This window comes from Paenibacillus sp. LT-B23 (assembly GCF_059417685.1).
In genome coordinates this window covers 158111-177031 of record NZ_JBSQBM010000007.1, presented here as the reverse complement: position 1 = coordinate 177031, position 18921 = coordinate 158111, and the positions used below count along the sequence as shown (strand labels likewise).

Below are 18921 nucleotides of genomic sequence, written 5' to 3'. Positions count from 1 at the left end.
CTACATCAGCAAAAAACCGGGGATTACCGTCTGATAGCGATATTCCTCGGCTCATTAGCCCGATGATGAAGCTTTTAATATTCAAAATCGGCATAACCGCTGCGACGACAAAACCTACTCCATTAGACACACACATCGAGGGATTAGATAATGCTGGAACATATGTAAACGCAAAAAATCGCCCCCTGATCAGGGAGCGATTTTACATTTATCCTTGAATAGCCGTCTTCGGCAGGAAGGCACTCATCTATCCGATGACATACAGCATCAGGACTCCTTGTTTTCAGAAGCCTCTTTTGTACCTTCTGTTGCAGCTGCATCACCTGCCACAGCAGCATTTTCCACCTCTACCCCACGCGGAACGATAATGGAAGCAAGCAGCTCTTCCTCAGGAACATGCAACGTTACTCCTTTAGGGAGTTTCAGGTCGCTTGCGCTCAGCTTGTCGCCGACATCCAGTGCGGATACATCCACCTCAATGGTAGAGGGCAGGTCAGCAGGAAGACCCTCGACTTCGACTTCGGTTTCCTGAATTTGCAGAATACCGCCCGTTTTTGTACCTACAGGTGTACCCTGATAATCAATAGAAACACGCACACGAAGCGGCTTGTTTTTGGAAATTTTCAGAAAATCGGCATGCAACCACTGGTTGTCACGCTGCTGATAATCCTTAATGATGACCGGAATGGTTTCTCCACCTTCTACTGTGAGGTTGAACACCTCGGAACGTCCGGTTCTGACTACTTTATTAAATTCTTTGGCATCAACATGTACAGGGGTTCCTTCAAGCTCAGAGCCGTAAACCACAGCTGGAATCCGTCCTTTTAACCTCAATCCACGAAGTGCCGAACCCTTCTTCTCTGTTCTCGGCTGGGCGGTCAGTTGAATACTTCCTCCATTAGAACTCATGATATACAACCTCCTTCAGGTTACCTTACAAATGATTATTCCTCAAGAATCTTGCCTGTTTACCAGTTGTACTACAAGGTATAAGCCAGCAAGCTGGCAAAACCAAACAAGTCCATAATTCTATATTACCCCTTTTTTCTGAAACTGACACACGTTTGCATAAAAAAATAGCATCTCTCGAAATAATCGAAAAATGCTAATTCTGAAAATAAAGCTATCCTGCCCGGTTGTCGTTGACCAGCAGCAAATATTCTTCTCTGCCACTATGAATCAATACCTGCATCACAGATCGGTTCAGGTCTACATCAATATACCGATCGGCCTCAATATCCTTGGCATCCCACTGATTGAGGCGGACGATGTAGCCGATACGCCGCACATGAGGAGCCACTTGAATACGCGCTACTGCGCGACCGTCATCCAATTCACTCAATTCTACATGTCCGTCCCGGCATCCGGTGCCCCATACCCACACATTCCAACCGGAATATTGTCGATCCGCACGCTCGTAAATCAACTCAATGGTGCGATACAACGCCGCTTCTTCGTAGTGACCTGCTATTTCTTGGTCTGTTCCCTCATCCGAACCTTCCAATCCGTTCTCCGCCAGCTCGTTAGTCTGATCCTGTCCAGTCAAAAAGGATGGCTGAGCGGGTTCCTCCTGATCATACAGTACCATCATCGACCAGCGCGAAACGGTCACACGATGGCCTGCTACTTCATACCGTATCTCATTTCCAGCCCCGTGAGCATCCACAACGACATGCCAGCGATCCGATTCCGCAGGCAGCAGTATTGTCTGCTCCGTATCCGAGCCGTTATAAATCACCACAATCTGATTCCAGGCATCGCCGTTAGCATGGTTCCTCAATGCAAAAGCTACCACATGCCCGCTGCTGTGCAGCACTTCCATATGCTGCTCCACCAACTCCCGGTGATCCATCCGGAATGCCGGATGACTGCGCCGTAAAGCGATTAACCCCTGATAGTAATCAAATACGGGACGAAATCTCGCCTTGTTCTCCCAGCGAATAGCATTCACCACATCCACACTACGGTAGCTATTATGGTCTCCATATTTGGAGCGCAACAGTTCATCACCTGCATGGATAAAGGGAATGCCCTGGGAGGTTAGCACCATGCCGTTTGCCAGTAAGGATTTGCGTACGGTTTCATTCTCCAGCAAGTCATGCTCATTCACTTCCCGGTACGGGTCTGCATCCGTCACGGCTTGTTCGGCCGCTCTTCCATCCTGCGGCTGACCCTGCTCCCATTGAGGAAAACCGCAGCGTTCCCGCAAATGCTGTACCGTCAAAATTTTATCCCACAGATTGAGATTATCGTGAGCCGTGACATAATTGACCGTTTCCGAAGGTTGGGCTGTAAAATCATGAATAGCTCCAAAAACACCTTTAAGCACCAGTTCCTCCTGATCCCATGCCCCCGTGGCAAAGCCACTTGCGGTACCATCACTGTCACCCTTAATAGCAGAACGATAGTTGTCATTGAAGACGGCAAAGCCTTTGTCCCGTTGTGTTCCTTTTAACGTCAGCAGAGGCTGCGGGGATTCTCCCCCCGTCCAAGGCTCTCCATAGATAAGCAGATCGGGACGAACCTCAGAGCGAAGCTCCTGTGTAAGCTGCTCCACAGTCGGGGTATCTATCAGTCCCATCAGATCAAAACGGAAGCCGTCTATATGATATTCCTTTGCCCAATAGCGCAGCGAATCCTTGATATACTTGCGAACCATCGGGCGTTCGCTTGCCACCTCATTACCCACACCCGAGCCGTTGGAAAGCTGCCCATGCTCATCCGTACGGTAATAGTAACCCGGTACAACAGGGTCGAACGGCCCTTTTTCCACCGAGAAAGTATGGTTGTACACGACGTCCATAATGACACCGATGCCAGCAGTATGCAGGGATTGCACCAGCAGCTTCAACTCCCGTATACGTGCCTCCGGGTCAGCCGGATTGGAAGAATAAGATCCCTCCGGCACATTATAGTGCTGGGGATCATAGCCCCAGTTATATTCCGTGCCCTGTTCCGCAAAATCATTTACCGTATGGAAATCAGCTACTGGAAGCAGATGGACATGTGTAATGCCCAGCTCCAGCAAATGATCCAGTCCGATGCTGTTGCCCACCGAATCTTTTAGTCCCGTATACGTAAAGGCTGCAAACCGTCCTTGTGCGGCAGATAAGCCTTTTTCTCCAGTATTAAAATGTGTATCCATTGAAAAATCACGCACATGAAGCTCATATATAATGGCATCCGTAGCCCGGGCAAGTGTGGGTCCAGCATCCTCTTTCCATCCGTCCGGATGGGTTTGAGCCAAATCAACGATAGCCGTGCGCTGTCCATTGGGTGATACCGCTGTCGCATAAGGGTCGGCGGCATAATGAAGGGTACTGTCTGCCCATTCCAGCCTGTACATGTAATAATACTTGTTCCAGTCCCCTTCCAGCTCTACGGACCATACACCACGCTCATCACGGCTCATCGGAAATTCCCGGCCACTGCTATGGTCCTGAACGTTACCTTCCTGGTCGTACAATCCAGCGTTGTCATACAGCGCTACATGGACCTGCTTTGCAGTCGGTGCCCATACTTTAAACATGCTGCCCGCAGGCGTATAAGTAAGACCCAAATCATGGCCTTCATATGTGGGATATGTTGTGTGCTCAAGCTCCTTGAGTTGATTGAAATCAGACATTCCTGTTCACCACCCATTTCTGTACATCGGCTTTCAGCCTCTGTTCATCCATCATTTATGATGTTTACGACTTGTCAATATACCTCAGGATTTTTCAAAAATCCTTACCTACTAGGCTATCAAAATAAGACAAGCTTGAAAAGTCGGATGATTTCAAATACGGATGCTGCTTTCATTTCACACGCACACTCCATTTTATGACAAAACTATGAACAGGCTACAGCAGCAGCCCTCCAAGCACCATATATAATTCCCTTTAACCCTTCACATACACGCTAAAAACGGCCAAAAAATCAGGACAGCCTACGGTTATCCATCTGAAACAGATCGTCTGCGATCCGCATGGTGGAGCTTCGGTGGGAAACAAGGACAATCGTTTTATCCTGCTGCTGTTCTTTTAACGATTTTAAGATGATCGCTTCGTTCAGGCTGTCCAAATTGCTGGTAGGCTCATCGAGCAGCAGGAGCGGAGCATCATGAACGAAGGCTCTGGCCAGCCCCAGCCGCTGACGTTCACCACCGGACAGCCTGTCCCCCAATTCTCCGACACGGCTGTCATATCCTTGAGGCAAGGTCATAATAAAATCATGCACCGACGCCCTGCGGGCTGCTTCCACAACCTGCTTATGCGTAGCATCAGGTTTTCCAATTTTAATATTGGCCGCAATCGTATCATCAAACAGGAACGTATCCTGATCCACATAGCTTTGCAGACCTCTCAAATGCTTCGTTCCGATTTCCTTCAAATCATGTCCAGACAGCAAAATCCCGCCCTGCTGCGGGTCCCTGAATCGCATCAGCAGCTTGAGCAAAGTGGACTTGCCGGAGCCGCTTTTCCCCTGAATACCTGTAATCCGCTTGTGCGGGATGGTAAGACTTACATTATCCAGCACCGTCTGACCCTCATACGCAAAAGTTATCTTGTCCACCTGCGCCCCGGTAAAGGCAACACTCATTCCCCCGAAATTTTCCTCGACCTCCGGGGTTTCCTCCAGCAGACTCAGCACTCGTTCCCCGCTCGCCAGCGTTTGAAGCAGATTGTTGGATAAATTGCTAAGCGCAACTACTGGGCCAAACGAGCTAAACAGGGCAATGACAGAAACAAGCATCCCTGTAAAGCTGACCTGCAACTTGGACATACCATACAATCCAGCCAGCAGCATCAGAAATGAAAATCCCACGACCGCCGCATCCGTTATCGCTCTTGTGATACCTTCATGATGCTTCAAGCTCTTCTGCTTGGCATCCAATTGATCCGTACGACGGTTAATTTCTGTCAGTCGTTGTTCCCCGTGTCCGTATTGCACGATTTCTTTCATGCCACGCAGGCTGTCCAGAAAATAACTGCTCAGCTTACCGAAGCTGCTCCGGTATTCCATACCCTGCCGTCTGCCCATACGTGACGTTAACAAGGGAATGAACAGGCCGACTGTGATGTAAGCAAGCGCAGCGAGCCAGCCTAATAGAGGCTCATGAGAACCGATAAAGAATACCATTAGCAGTGAAATGATGATGCCGATCATAACAGGCGCTATCGTGTGTGCATAAAACACTTCCAGCAGCTCAATATCACTCGTAATCAGCGAGATCAGATTTCCTTTGTCCTTGCCTTCGAGCTTGGCTGGGGCCAGTCTGCGCAGGGCTTGAAGCACCTTGTCACGCAGCACAGCCAGCAGTTTGAAGGCGAGGTAATGACCACTCATTTGCTCGCCATAACGGAACACCCCACGCAGTACAGCACAAATCACGATGGCCGTGAGCAGAAACGTCATACTGTAGCCTGTCGTGATGCCCGTTGCTGTAAGCAGGGCAAGGGCTCCATAGACAATAATGCCAATAGCACAAGCAAATCCAAGCACTCCTGTAACAATCGTTATGAGTAGCACTGGTAAAAGAGGCCCGGCCAGTACCAGTAATTGGGCCATGATCCGTAATCCGTGTCTACGCATATACAGCACCCCCTTTTACAAACTGCTCTACCCGGTGTTGACTGAGATACATCTCCGCATAATGTCCCTGCTGGCTCAACAGCTCATGATGCGTTCCCGATTCTGCCACCAAGCCGTTTTGCAGCACATAAATACGGTCGGATTGGGCAACATTTTCCAGTCTATGCGAGATGAGAATAATGGTTTTTCTGCCTGCCAACGCATGTATAACCTCCATAATACCTTCCTCGCTCTCACTGTCTATGTTAGAGGTAGCCTCATCAAAAATGTACACGCTACTATCATGCAGCAGCGCTCTTGCCAGCGCTATCCGTTGGCGTTGTCCTCCTGACAGGTTCGCTCCTTGCTCCTCCAGCTCTACTTCCAGCCCTCCCTGTGAGAGAACAAAGTCATACAGCTTTACTTGTCGCAAGGCTTCCAGCATTTGTTCCTCATCCGCGTGCTCATTGCCCATTTTCAAATTAGCTGCGACCGTACCCTTGAAAATATAGCTGTTGAAACCGATCCAAGTCATATGCCGCATGCGGCTTTCTTCTGAAATGGCGGCAAGCTCGGTTCCTCCAACGGTCAGACTTCCTTGATAACCCTCATGATGACCAACGATTAATCCGGCTACTGTACTTTTACCAGAGCCAGATTCCCCGACAATGGAAACAAAACTGCCCTGAGGAATTTCCATAGATATATTTCGCAGGGTGTCCCTTTCGTCGTAGGCAAAATTCACCTGATCCAGTCGAATATCGGTAGTCTCGATGCTTTCTTTTCCTTGTACCAGTTCCTCTGTACTCAGAATTTGAAATATTTTGTCACTCGCTGCCATCCCGTTCATGGCGATATGAAAGTAAGAGCCCAGCAGGCGCAACGGGATGAAAAACTCCGCCGATAGCAGCACAATAATCAGCGCTCCCGCCAAGCCGATATGACCAGCCGAATATTCGCTCACTGCGACCAGAACACCAGCAGCGGCACCGCCAAATGCGATAAGGTCCATGACTGCCACCGAGTTAAGTTGCATGGTCAGTACTTTCATTGTCATTTTGCGAAAATCCTCGGCCGCCGTGTTCATTTCCTGATGTTTCTCCTGGTCTGTCCCGTATATTTTAAGCGTGGTCAGGCCCTGTACATTTTCCAAAAAGCTGTGCCCCAGATTGACATAGCTGCCCCAATATTTTCGAAACAGCTTTTTAGCCATTCTCATAATGACTATAATCGACACCGGAATCAGCGGAACGCAGATCAACAGAATAATAGCAGCCTTGAAGCTGACAAAGGATAGTGTGATAAACAACGTTACGGGTGCAAGCAGACTGTAAAATAACTGGGGCATGTATCTGCCAAAATAGGTTTCAAGCTGCTCCACTCCTTCGACAGCAACCTGAATAACCCCCGACGTGGAGGTATGATCCGTATACGCCGGCCCCAGCTTCAGCAGCTTGCCGTAAATTTGCGAGCGCAGCGTTTTTTTGGCATTCACGGAGGCCCGATAGGACAGCATACTGGCTGCATAATTGCACAAGCATCGGACTACAATCGCAGCAATGACAATGGCCGTCACAGATAGAATCAGCTTACGGGTAACTTGTCCCATCCATGCCTGTTGCAAAACAAAGGACATGGACAAAACAGCGGCTATACTGCCCAAAAGACCGATCCACTGCACAAGCACACTCAAAACGATATATTTTCGGGAATGCTCCACCAGACCGAGCAGACGGCTGTCGACCATTTTAGACCTTTTCTTCGTGGTATCAGCAAGTGCAGCTACAGATGGAGTCGGGGATGGAGTTTCCCCTGTAGTGCCTCTCACCGTTCCGACCCGGAATATAAAGTAATAATATTTGAAGAGGATGACCAACGCGATAATCACTTTGGCCCACACTGGGGGGGTTAAAATAAAGCCGGTAATGAGCATAGCTGACGCCAATCCCAGAGTCGTGATTTTCGTGGACAGCTTCAACGATCTCGTTTGGACGAAGCTTTCCAGATGCTTATGGTACAAAGAGGTATTCGAAAACCATTGGTGAATCCGTTCAGACCCCCGCATAAAGAAAAAGGCTGCCAGTAGCAAAAACGGCGTAGTCGGCAGCAACGGTACCACCACGCCAATCACTCCAAGCGCCAAAAATAGAAACCCTAAGGTAACATAGATCGGTTTCACTGTAATCCTCCCTAAATAGATATGATGATGACTCCGTTTTGTAGATAATGATAATCATTATCAATATAACCAATTTAGACAGGTTGTTATGTGATGTAAATCACGCATATAAAAATCCTCTTGAAGCACATCCCTACAGAACACGTTAATGTTGATGTGGATGTTTTGTCTTCAAGAGGATTATCGAAAATAACGCGCATTATTTCGTTGTTTTATGAACTTATAATATCATATTGCTCCATTACCTGCCGGTGTAGCGGGTGATCTGCCGGTATGGATGTATAGCGTGTGAGCGCCACTCCCAGTCCTTCGCTGCGGATCACCTGCTGGAGCTCGACTGCCTCGGGGTCCTCCGCAATATCAAATTTACAGGCAGCAGCCATTCCTAACGCCAGATGATCCGTCGGGATGCCATAATCCTCCGCTTGCAGTGCCGGACGTACAAGACGGTCATTGGGAGACAGCTTCCGTAACGGTGAACGTCCGACCCGAGTGACCTCGTCTGTCAGATTAGGGTTGCGGAACCGATCCAAAATTTTGGAGATGTACTTCTTATGCTCCCCCTGATCCAAACCGAAGCGCTTCACAAGCACCGCCCCTGTTTCCTCCAGTGCCCCTTGTATCGAATCCACCACCTTGTTATCCTTCATGGCTTCCTGAATGGTAGCATAACCCGCGTTATAACCAAGATAGGCCGCCACACAATGCCCCGTATTCACCGTAAACAGCTTGCGTTCAATATAAGGCTCCAGATCCTGCACGTATAGGATACCTTCAATCTCTTCATGGTCAGGGGCCATTTGCGAACGATCCACCACCCACTCGTAAAAGGGCTCTACCTGGACATGCAACGGGTCCTCATGATGCTGGATCGGCACAATCCGGTCTACAGCAGCATTTGGAAAATACACCGAAGCCTCTGCCTTGGCACGAGTCGCCTCATCCAGTAGCGCAAAAACATGCTCTTTCAGTTGGGCGCTGCCTCCGATTGCATTTTCGCAGGCGATCACATGTAGCGGCGCTGCGCCACGCTCTACCCGCCTCTTAATCCCCTCGGCAATGCCTGTCGCGATATGCTTGAGGATGCTGACACCCACCGCAGTCGTTACCAGATCAGCGTGGTCTACCGCGTCTGCTACAGCCGCTGCATCTTTGCCATCAATCGCGGTTACATTCGTGACCATCTCCGTATCCTTGGTATCATTCGCCAGCTCTACAGTGTATTGCTTGCGGCGGCGTAACTCGGATACAAGGGTGTCGTTAACATCCGAAAAGACAACCTCATAGCCTGCACGCGACAGAATCAATCCGATAAAGCCGCGACCGATATTCCCTGCTCCAAAGTGGACGGCTCTCATAGTTCCATCTCGCTTTCGAACAGATCCATAATTTCCTGAGGGGTCACTGCGTTGCGAAGTTTCTCCATATTTTCTTCCTCCGCACACACCACAGCGATACTCGTCAAAATCTCCATATGATCGCCGCCTTGTGCTGCGATGCCGATCACCATGTATGCTTTTTCTTCCCCAAAATCCACACCTTGCGGGAACTGAATGATCGAGATTCCTGTCGATTGAATGAACGTCTTGGATTCCTTCGTGCCATGAGGAATAGCCAGCCCGTTCCCGATATAGGTAGACACGATCTCCTCGCGTTCCAGCATCTTGTCAATGTACTCACTTGTAATATGTCCGGCATCCAGCAGGATTTGTCCAGCCATGCGAATCGCCTCGTATTTGTTTTTGGCGGTTGCGTTCATTTTTACTTTGTCTATCGTCATAATGCTCACGGTAGGTTCCTCCCTGTCCCTAATTTACTGTGAAAAAATTCAGCCAGTTCACTCGATATATAATTGGCGATATGCTCACGGCTGCCGTGTTTCAGTAGCGTAACCATGTCTTCCTGCAACAGTAATGCACTAATCTCGCTCAATACCTCCAAGCTTTCTCTCGGCAGCTCGCGAGGTCCCAGCATAAGCAGCACGCAATCTACCTGTTCGCCTGCATCCCCCAGCAGTGGCTCTGCCAGCTTATACAAGGTAAGCGAAGGCTGGCGGATATAGTGGCTACGCGTATGGACTAAAGCAATGGAGGTATCAGGGATAACCTGACTCCCTTGGCTCTCTCTCTCCATGAGCTGTGCAGCAATGGCAGTAGGCTCTGTGACGTTTCCCCGCCCCGCCTCCAGCATGCAGATAGCCTGTACGGTAGCCCGTATATCCATCCCCTGATTTTCCAGCGGATACACTTGAAATTGCTGCACAATGTGTACAATTTCCTCGAGACTTTTCCGCAGCCCAGTGAGCCACTCCATGCCCTGACCGGGCTGAACGGCCTGTTCCTGCTGCTGATTATGGGGATGCTTGAGTGTAATATGCTGGATAAAATGACGCAGGCGGTCACTCTCCTCCTGCGTCAGCAACGGGCTGATCTTGAGGTAACGATCCGGTTCAAGCGGTAGCTCCACCGTCGAAATGATCAGATCATAATCCTCTTTCGGAATCCGCGCTGCCTCGTACCATGAGGCCCTATCCACGATTTTGATCTGTGGCAGCTCCTTGGCGAGCCTTGTAGCCAGCAGCCTGGATGATCCAATGCCGCTCGTGCAGACGACGATGGCACGCACCTCCCGCCGCAATTGCCGTAGCCGCTCCAGCGAAGCGCCGAAATGCATGACGAGAAATCCGATTTCTTCATCCGGCACTTCCATTTCTGTCATGTCCGCCGCAGCCTTCTTCACCGAGTCGAACAAGCTGCCGTAATCCTTGCGGATTTGCTGAAGCAGGGGATTACGGATGGATCTGCCTTCCTTCAGACGTTTGAGTACCGGAGCCATATGTGCAATCAGTCCTTCACGCAGAACCCGATCCTCTGCCAATGGCGTGCCTGTCTCTTCCTCCACGCGACGAATCAACTCATGAACCGACTCCAACAGTACGAGATCATCCAACGGCAGTAGCCGGGTAGAATGATCCTCGGCATCACGAAACAGCATTCTGAAATAAGATCGTTCCGGCTCCGGAAATTCAATATCCAGCGCCTCTGACAACTCTGTGCATATGCGTTCCACCATAGCTGTACGCAGCACGACATTCTCATCCGAATCCGTTTTCGAATACGAGAGACGATGATCCACAACGTATCCGAGTCGCAAACGTGCCAACGAAACGCAAATTTGAATCAGCAGCTCCATATATTTGCTTTCCACCATGTTTTCCAGCCATTTCTCATGGGGCTGCCAGAGGGCATTTTCCACGGTCAGCAGGTTCTCTCTGCCAATCATCTCCAGCAGCTTATCGGCGACACGCGTTAAGGGGCGGGGTTCTTCTCGGCTGGAAAACAGATCCGATTCGTCCAAATTTTCGAGAGCCAGCTCGGAAATCGCCCGTCTTTTGTCTGTCTCCCTGCCTGTAATCTCGACGCCGTACCCGCGTCTGCGCACAAGCACGAGTCCCCGTTCCCCGATCCAGTCTTGCAATTCGTCCAGATCATGACTGACAGTAGTTACCGTAACCTTCAAATCAGAAGCCAGCGCCAGCAGCTTGATCGGCTCCTGTGTATCCAGCAGCATACAGAGAACCACGATCTTTCTTTCCTCAGCCGAATATTCGTCCGACTTCGTATGCATCAATTGCTCCCGCAGACATACAAGCTGATCTGAGTCGGCATCCACATAGATTCCAATCCCTGATTTTTTCTCCAGCTTTACCTCATGAGCCGCTAACCAATGCTCGACTGCACTGAGTTCCCGGTGAACTGTCCTTGTGCTGACATTGATCTTCTCGGCAATTTCCCCGGCAGTTACCTCTTTGGACTGCTCCAGAAGATATTCCACGATGTCACGTTGTCGTTTCGTAATATTCATAAGCGCATACCGTTCCTTCCCAAGCTCATCCCCTCCGCAGAACATACCTACTGCACACAGGCGGCCTGACTACTACGGTGGATTAAGAATCGGATTTCAGACGTTCCACCAGCGCTTCGTATTCAGGGCTCTTCAGGAAATTGTCAATGGAAATGTGCTCGGCATTCGGAGCTACCGTTTTAGCCCGGTCTGTCAACGTTTTTTGCGTAATGACAATATCTGCATCCTGCGGAATCTCACTGATTGCCGTGTTCGTTACTGTAACGTCCACACCCGCCTGCTTCATTTTTTTGCGTAAAATCGAGGCGCCCATAGCGCTTGAGCCCATACCTGCATCACAGGAAAAGACGATCTTGTTCACATCTGATTTATCCTTGACCGTTTGAACTTCGGCAATCTCCGCAGCACGATCAGCTTCGCGGTTATCTTCCGTTACAGTAGCGTTTTCGCTTGCACCCTTGCTTTGAGTTTTCATATCCTTCATGCGGGATGCCGCTTCCTCAAGATCCTCTTCTTTTTGCTTACCTGTCTTGAGTAACACAGCAGCAACAGCAAACGATACGACCGCAGCAGCGATCACACCGCTCAGCATTGGCAAATATCCACCTTTTGGCGTCATCAGGAAATAAGCAATGATACTGCCCGGTGAAGGAGCTGCAACCAGTCCGGCACCTGTCAGCATGAAACAGAACGTTCCCACCATGCCCCCTGCTATAGCAGCAAGAATCAGAATCGGCTTCATCAAAATATAAGGGAAATAAATTTCATGAATCCCGCCGAAAAAGTGAATGATGACCGCACCGGGAGCCGACGACTTCGCAGAACCTTTACCAAACAGGCAGTAAGCCAGCAAAATACCGAGCCCCGGTCCAGGGTTGGATTCCAGCATGAACAAAACGGATTTGCCTGTTCTTGAAGCTTCCTCCAGCGCAATCGGACTCAATACTCCGTGGTTCAGCGCGTTGTTTAAAAACAATACTTTTCCGGGCTCAATAATGAGATTGACGAGCGGCAACAGCCCTGCGTTCACGAGGAACTGTACCCCTGCTGACAACACTTGACTGATGATTTGTACTACCGGGCCGATTGCCACATGGGCAAGCAACGCTAAAATCGCCCCGATAATCCCTGCCGAGAAGTTATTGACCAGCATTTCAAAGCCTGATTTAACTTTGCCGTCAATCGCTTTGTCGAATTTCTTCAATATCCATGCAGCTAGCGGACCAGCTACCATCGCGCCGAGGAACATCGGAATGTCCGACCCGACAATGACACCCATCGTCATAATGGCCCCGATCACACCTCCGCGCTGTCCGTGAATCATTGTGCCACCCGTATAACCGATCAGCAGCGGCAGCAAATAATTTTTCATCGGATCAACCAGTTGTGCAAACCCCTCATTTGGGAACCATCCGGTCGGAATAAAGAGTGCCGTGATCAATCCCCACGCGATAAAGGCCCCCATATTGGGCATAACCATACCACTGAGAAAACGACCAAAACGCTGTACGGCAACGCGCGCTCCTCCGTTTGAACTGGACTTTGTGTCCACTGTGCTCATATTCATATCCTCCTTATAGGTCAGCATTTTGCATCATTCGATTCCCAACGCTCGAAAGTACAATAGATAGACGAACTAAACCGTTTCGATCTATCTATTGCTAATTTGAAATCGCTCTTGGGATTGCTGCAAAATACTCAGGTAATAAGCATCACTACCTTTTCTTAAAATTCATACTAAATGACAACGCTATCTTCATCAACGAAATGAAAACGTACTTTCGTCATGAACGTTGATGACAACATTTAAATTTAAGATAAACAGGCGCGAAATCATTCTGCATAATTCCTCTTAATATGGCCTGTAACACGAGTATTTAGTCGAAAAACCATCCTGTCATCGGTACAATTTATGTATGAGGTCTATCCTCTAAACAAGAGAAAAGAACGTAATTACGTTTGTAAAAAAAGACAGCAAAAATAGCCGCTATGCCAATTCATCGCGACTATTTTTATACAAAATCGAGCGGACAAACGCCGCCCTTATTCAATTATCCAATCTACATTGCCCCATTATTACTCATTGGCAGTCAACTGCTCGTACTGATCCGCAGACAGCAGCTTGCTTAATGCTTCCTCTACATCTCCTCCAAGCTCCACTTCGATCATCCAGCCTTTTTGGTAGGGCGATTCGTTTACCAGCTCAGGTGTAATTTCCAGCGCTTCATTCACCTTCAACACCGTTCCCGTTACTGGAGCGAACAGGTCGGATACTGTCTTTACCGATTCAATAGTACCAATCTCCGCCCCCTGCTCAATCGCTGCTCCCTCTCCAGGCAGCTCCACAAAAACGATATCGCCCAGTTGATGCTGTGCAAAGTCCGTAATACCGATTCGTACCGTTCCATCCTCTGTGCGCTGAACCCATTCATGTTCTTCCGTGTACCACAATTGCTGCTTCACTTCACTCATCCTGCTCCGCCTCGCTTTCATATGGATTACATCGTTTCGCCTACCCATCTATGACAGGTTAAGATTATGACAACTAGAACTATGATGTCAATAATACTAACAAAAATATTTCACATTACTCCATATATCTTTCTAACTAAAAATACGACAGATTATAACAAACGCTTACATATCCTTATTTATGAATAAAATGTTTTTAATAATGTTTTTCATGACATTTTTGTTGACATTTCGAATAAATTTGCGTATTAATGGGTTATAACAAGTGCTTTTGGAAACACCTAATAATTGTAAACGCGGATGAACGTGGAGGGAGAGACTGCCAACACTCGCATCGCTGTTGCCACCTGTAAAACAAGGCAGCAAGCGAGTCGGATCAAGCTGTAACCAACCGGCAGCACCGGATGACGTATAGCTGATCCAAGGGTAGCGCCGAAGGAGTAAACCTGCACCGCAGGTGAATCTCTCAGGCAAAAGGACCTCTGCCGGACGCATCTCTGGAGAGCATTCGCCATACAGGCGGATCACCCAAGGGGAAACCTGGTACGCACCGGGGTAACTCTCAGGTATCAAGGACAGAGCTGAAAAAAAGTGTGTGGACTGCCGTCCATACGTTTTTTTCGGCCTGTCTTTTTGTTTAGCCGATCACACCGGATAGGAGTGGAAAAATGACTAACTTGCGAAAAACGCCGCTGCATTCATCCTACAGCACACTGTCGGGGGTTCGTTGCATTGATTTTGGCGGCTGGGAGCTGCCTGTACAGTTCAGTGGCATTCAAAAGGAACATGAGGCCGTCCGGCAACGTGCAGGATTATTCGATGTATCGCATATGGGTGAATTCTTGGTCGAGGGCCAGGAAGCCGAAGCATTTCTGCAACAGGTGACGACGAACGATGTCAGTCAGTTGGAGCCAGGTCAAGCCCAATACTCGCTCCTGTGTTACCCGGATGGAGGTGTAGTAGACGACCTGCTTGTTTACTGTAAAGGGCCGGAGCGTTACATGCTCGTTGTGAATGCCTCCAACATTGACAAGGATTGGGATTGGCTGCTTCGTCATGCTCCTGCATCCGTTCATCTGGAAAACGTATCAGATGCGGTAGCACTGCTGGCATTGCAAGGACCTGAAGCTGCTCGTATTGCCGCAGCAATGACAGACACGGACATTACGAAGCTGGCATCCTTCCGATTCAATGAGGATGTGCAATTGTTCGGGGCAAAAGCACTCGTCTCCCGCACCGGTTACACGGGGGAAGATGGTTTTGAATTTTATGTGCCCGCAGCGGATGCACCGGCAGTGTGGGACGGATTGCTTCGCATCGGTGAGCCGTATGGTCTGGTTCCCGCCGGACTTGGAGCCCGGGATACGCTGCGCTTCGAGGCGCGGCTACCGCTGTACGGACAGGAGTTGTCCGCTACCATTTCGCCACTGGAAGCTGGTTTAGGCTTCTTTGTCAAGCTGAATAAGGGAGATTTTATCGGCAGAGAGGCCCTGCAACGTCAGAAAGAACAAGGTATTCCACGCAAGCTGATCGGACTGGAAATGCTTGACCGTGGCATCCCGCGTGCCCATTACCCCGTGTTCGCGGAAGGACAGCAAATTGGCGAGGTCACAACTGGAACCCAGTCGCCCACCTTAAAACGTAATCTGGGTTTGGCTCTGGTGGACAGTCGTTTTAGTTCCCTATCCACGCCGCTGGAGGTCGAGATTCGTGGCAAGCGCCTGCGCGCCGAGGTGGTAGCCACACCCTTTTATAAACGTCCACACTGATTTAAACGCTCGTCTTACTATAACTATCGTGATAAGTTACTAACCGCTGCCCAGTTGGCAATCGTTTATTAATCATTTGTTAATCATTTTACGTTTTTACGATCTTGTTGGTTGAAAGGAGCCAGACCCAATGAAACAGCATCGTTATCTTCCTATGACCGAGCAGGATCAAGCTGAAATGCTGCGCGTGGTCGGCGCATCGTCCATCGACGATTTATTCAGCGATATTCCTGAGGCGATCCGGTATAAGGGGGAGCTGCCCCTGTCTTCTCGGTTAGACGAAAGAGCCTTAACCCGCCACTTATCAGGACTGGCCGGGCAAAATGCCAATACAGACACGCACGCCAGCTTTCTCGGCGCAGGGATTTACGATCATCATATTCCGTCTGTCATCCAGCATATCACTTCGCGCTCGGAATTTTATACGGCCTACACTCCTTATCAGCCGGAGGTAAGCCAGGGCGAGCTGCAAGCCATCTTCGAATTCCAATCGTATATATGCGAATTAACAGGCATGGCTGTAGCCAATGCCAGCATGTATGATGGAGCGACTGCGCTGGCAGAAGCAGGCTCATTAGCTGCCGCTGCCACCCGCCGCAAGCAGCTTATCGTATCGCGGACCGTCCATCCGGAGTCACGTCAGGTGTTGGCCGCCTATGCACGCGGGCTGGATTTGGATGTCGTGGAGATCGACTGTGTAAACGGTATAACCGACGTGAAAGCATTAGCGGCAGCCATATCGGAACAGACGGCGGCTGTTTTGGTCCAAAGCCCTAATTTTTTCGGGGCCGTGGAAAATCTGAAGCCGATGGCTGACCTGGTCCATGCCCACAAGGGTCTTATGGTTGTCAGCGCCAATCCGCTGGCGCTGGGCTTGCTGGAAGCACCTGGTAAGCAGGGCGCGGATATTGTCGTAGGAGACGCGCAGCCGCTCGGCATCTCCTCCTCCCTCGGGGGCCCAACCTGTGGTTACTTTGCCGTTTCTCAGGCGCATATGCGCCGTATCCCCGGACGTATAGTGGGCCAGACCACAGATCGCAACGGTAAACGCGGCTTCGTGCTGACCTTACAGGCACGGGAGCAGCATATCCGCCGGGAAAAGGCCACCTCTAACATATGCTCCAATCAGGCGTTGCTCGCCTTATCCGCCTCTGTGTATTTGTCCGTCATGGGTAGACAGGGCATCGCGGAAGTAGCCGAGCTAAACTTGCACAAAAGCCGTTACGCATTGGAGCAACTACTCGGCTTGAAGGGCGTGACTGCCTCCTTTACTGCACCCACCTTTAACGAGTTTACCCTGCGGTTACCTGAGGGTACCGATATGAATAAACTGCAAGCCGGATTGCTTGCTGCCGGATTTATCGGCGGCTACGATTTGGGCCGGGATTATGAGGAATATGCAGGTCACATGCTGATTGCCGTGACAGAGCAACGAACAAAGGAAGAGATCGATCAATTCGTACACATCTTGGGGGGATTGCTATGACACACACCACCGGACAAGATCAGGGTATACCGAATCCAGAAGTCGAATCCAGTCGAAATCAGATGAAAGAGCATGATCAGGCGCTCATTTTTGAATTGAGCAGACCGGGCCGTATCGCCTATTCCCTGCCCGAATGCGATGTTCCCCGCCGTCCGGTGGCAGAGCTTTTGCCGGATTATGCGCAGCGTAGCGAGCCTGCGGCATTGCCCGAGGTATACGAAGTAGACGTAATTCGACATTATACCGCACTGTCACGGCGCAATTTTGGCGTGGACAACGGATTTTATCCGCTCGGCTCCTGTACGATGAAATACAACCCCAAGGTAAACGAGGATGTCGCCCGTTATGCAGGCTTCGCCAAAATCCATCCGTACCAGCCAGAGGACAGCATCCAGGGAGCCATGGCACTGCTCCATACGCTTCAAAGCGATCTGGCCGCGTTAACCGGCATGGATGCCGTCACCCTTCAGCCCGCCGCGGGCGCCCATGGCGAATGGACCGGGCTGATGATGATCCGCTCCTACCACGAAGCGCGTGGTGAGCGGCGTACCAAGGTGCTCGTGCCGGATTCCTCGCACGGAACGAACCCCGCCAGCGCCGCTGTGGCAGGCTTCGAAACGATCACCCTCCCCTCCACACCGCAGGGGCTGGTGGATCTGGACGCGCTGCGTCAAGCCGTAGGCAATGACACCGCTGCGCTTATGCTGACCAACCCGAACACGCTCGGGCTGTTCGAGAAGCAAATCGCTGACATTGCCGCGATTGTGCATAAAGCAGGTGGCCTGCTCTACTATGACGGCGCGAACTCCAACGCCATTATGGGGATCACCCGCCCCGGGGATATGGGCTTTGACGTGGTGCATCTCAATTTGCACAAAACGATGAGTACCCCACATGGCGGAGGCGGGCCCGGCGCGGGACCTGTCGGGGTAAAGCAACGGCTCATTCCATATTTGCCCAAGCCGCTTGTCGTGCGTGATCCACAGGGAACGTACCACTGGGACCGAGAACAGGGAGATTCTATCGGACGGGTCAAGGCCTTTTACGGCAACTTCGGCATTCTCGTTCGTGCCTATGCCTATATCCGCAGCTATGGTCCTGACGGCTTGAAGCGGGTATCCGAATGTGCCGTACTGAATGCCAATTATATGATGCACCGATTGGCTCCGCATTTTGACATCCCTTATCCGGGGTATTGCAAGCACGAATTTGTGATGTCCGGGCGCGGCTTGAAGAAATTCGGAGTGCGTACGCTTGATGTTGCCAAGCGATTGCTCGATTTCGGCTACCATCCGCCTACGATTTATTTCCCGCTGAATGTAGAGGAATGTATCATGATCGAGCCGACAGAAACGGAAAGCAAGGAGACGCTTGATGCCTTCATCGACACCATGATTCAAATTTCGCGGGAAGCGGAGGAAACGCCTGAATTGGTGCTAAATGCTCCATATACCACTCCGGTCACGCGACTGGACGAAGCAACCGCAGCTCGCAAGCCGATATTGAATTGCTCATGCAGCTAAAAGCAAACTCCAACTCTATGGTATACAAAAAAGCCGGTATCTGTTAGATACCGGCCGCTGTATGTAGACAGCAAT

12 protein-coding genes and 2 riboswitches are annotated in these 18921 nt (G+C 50.2%); of the genes, 3 read left to right on the top strand and 9 right to left on the bottom strand.

Annotated features, from left to right (window positions below):
• Window positions 1-267: 267 nt before the first annotated feature.
• From ACWXW9_RS11150 to gcvH, 9 genes are all read right to left on the bottom strand, one after another.
• Window positions 268-909, bottom strand: a complete 642-nt coding sequence (locus ACWXW9_RS11150) for a 50S ribosomal protein L25 (protein WP_494929443.1) — start codon at window positions 907-909, stop codon at window positions 268-270.
• A 214-nt stretch (window positions 910-1123) separates the two neighbouring features.
• Window positions 1124-3625 (bottom strand): type I pullulanase, encoded by a 2502-nt coding sequence (pulA, locus tag ACWXW9_RS11145; protein ID WP_494929442.1) that lies wholly within the window; start codon window positions 3623-3625, stop codon window positions 1124-1126.
• A 293-nt stretch (window positions 3626-3918) separates the two neighbouring features.
• The gene (locus tag ACWXW9_RS11140) at window positions 3919-5574 is read right to left on the bottom strand and encodes an amino acid ABC transporter ATP-binding/permease protein (RefSeq protein WP_494929441.1); all 1656 of its coding nucleotides are present in this window, start codon (window positions 5572-5574) and stop codon (window positions 3919-3921) included.
• Window positions 5567-7732, bottom strand: a complete 2166-nt coding sequence (locus tag ACWXW9_RS11135) for a DUF454 family protein (protein WP_494929440.1) — start codon at window positions 7730-7732, stop codon at window positions 5567-5569. The genes ACWXW9_RS11140 and ACWXW9_RS11135 overlap by 8 nt, the downstream gene beginning before the upstream one ends.
• A 212-nt stretch (window positions 7733-7944) precedes the next feature.
• Entirely contained in the window at window positions 7945-9090 is a 1146-nt protein-coding gene (locus tag ACWXW9_RS11130; RefSeq protein WP_494929439.1) for a mannitol-1-phosphate 5-dehydrogenase, read from the bottom strand.
• Window positions 9087-9521, bottom strand: a complete 435-nt coding sequence (locus ACWXW9_RS11125) for a PTS mannitol transporter subunit IIA (RefSeq protein ID WP_494929438.1) — start codon at window positions 9519-9521, stop codon at window positions 9087-9089. Before ACWXW9_RS11125 ends, ACWXW9_RS11130 begins: the two co-directional genes overlap by 4 nt.
• Window positions 9518-11596, bottom strand: a complete 2079-nt coding sequence (locus ACWXW9_RS11120; protein ID WP_494929437.1) for a BglG family transcription antiterminator — start codon at window positions 11594-11596, stop codon at window positions 9518-9520. The genes ACWXW9_RS11125 and ACWXW9_RS11120 overlap by 4 nt, the downstream gene beginning before the upstream one ends.
• 82 nt (window positions 11597-11678) lie before the next feature.
• Window positions 11679-13157, bottom strand: coding sequence for a PTS mannitol transporter subunit IIBC (locus ACWXW9_RS11115; RefSeq protein WP_494929436.1), 1479 nt, complete (start codon window positions 13155-13157; stop codon window positions 11679-11681).
• A 515-nt stretch (window positions 13158-13672) separates the two neighbouring features.
• Entirely contained in the window at window positions 13673-14068 is a 396-nt protein-coding gene (gene gcvH / locus ACWXW9_RS11110; RefSeq protein WP_494929435.1) for a glycine cleavage system protein GcvH, read from the bottom strand.
• A 300-nt stretch (window positions 14069-14368) separates the two neighbouring features.
• Window positions 14369-14560, top strand: a riboswitch (glycine riboswitch).
• Window positions 14561-14657, top strand: a riboswitch (glycine riboswitch). It begins immediately after the preceding riboswitch.
• A gap of 79 nt (window positions 14658-14736) precedes the next feature.
• Between gcvH and gcvT the strand changes: the two genes are divergently transcribed.
• The 3 genes from gcvT (at window position 14737) to gcvPB (ending at window position 18846) form a co-directional block, all read left to right on the top strand.
• Window positions 14737-15837 (top strand): glycine cleavage system aminomethyltransferase GcvT, encoded by a 1101-nt coding sequence (gene gcvT / locus ACWXW9_RS11105; protein WP_494929434.1) that lies wholly within the window; start codon window positions 14737-14739, stop codon window positions 15835-15837.
• Between the two features lie 130 nt (window positions 15838-15967).
• Entirely contained in the window at window positions 15968-17323 is a 1356-nt protein-coding gene (gcvPA, locus tag ACWXW9_RS11100; RefSeq protein WP_494929433.1) for an aminomethyl-transferring glycine dehydrogenase subunit GcvPA, read from the top strand.
• Window positions 17320-18846 (top strand): aminomethyl-transferring glycine dehydrogenase subunit GcvPB, encoded by a 1527-nt coding sequence (gcvPB, locus tag ACWXW9_RS11095; protein WP_494929432.1) that lies wholly within the window; start codon window positions 17320-17322, stop codon window positions 18844-18846. The genes gcvPA and gcvPB overlap by 4 nt, the downstream gene beginning before the upstream one ends.
• The last annotated feature ends 75 nt before the right edge of the window (window positions 18847-18921 follow it).

What these genes read in the sequence shown, in the direction of transcription:
- pulA (WP_494929442.1), bottom strand. Translation starts at nt 3,625, where the DNA reads ATGTCTGATTTCAATCAACTCAAGGAGCTTGAGCACACAACATATCCC.
- ACWXW9_RS11115 (WP_494929436.1), bottom strand. Translation starts at nt 13,157, where the DNA reads ATGAGCACAGTGGACACAAAGTCCAGTTCAAACGGAGGAGCGCGCGTT.
- ACWXW9_RS11140 (WP_494929441.1), bottom strand. Translation starts at nt 5,574, where the DNA reads ATGCGTAGACACGGATTACGGATCATGGCCCAATTACTGGTACTGGCC.
- gcvPA (WP_494929433.1), top strand. Translation starts at nt 15,968, where the DNA reads ATGAAACAGCATCGTTATCTTCCTATGACCGAGCAGGATCAAGCTGAA.
- ACWXW9_RS11120 (WP_494929437.1), bottom strand. Translation starts at nt 11,596, where the DNA reads ATGAATATTACGAAACGACAACGTGACATCGTGGAATATCTTCTGGAG.
- gcvH (WP_494929435.1), bottom strand. Translation starts at nt 14,068, where the DNA reads ATGAGTGAAGTGAAGCAGCAATTGTGGTACACGGAAGAACATGAATGG.
- gcvT (WP_494929434.1), top strand. Translation starts at nt 14,737, where the DNA reads ATGACTAACTTGCGAAAAACGCCGCTGCATTCATCCTACAGCACACTG.
- gcvPB (WP_494929432.1), top strand. Translation starts at nt 17,320, where the DNA reads ATGACACACACCACCGGACAAGATCAGGGTATACCGAATCCAGAAGTC.
- ACWXW9_RS11150 (WP_494929443.1), bottom strand. Translation starts at nt 909, where the DNA reads ATGAGTTCTAATGGAGGAAGTATTCAACTGACCGCCCAGCCGAGAACA.
- ACWXW9_RS11130 (WP_494929439.1), bottom strand. Translation starts at nt 9,090, where the DNA reads ATGAGAGCCGTCCACTTTGGAGCAGGGAATATCGGTCGCGGCTTTATC.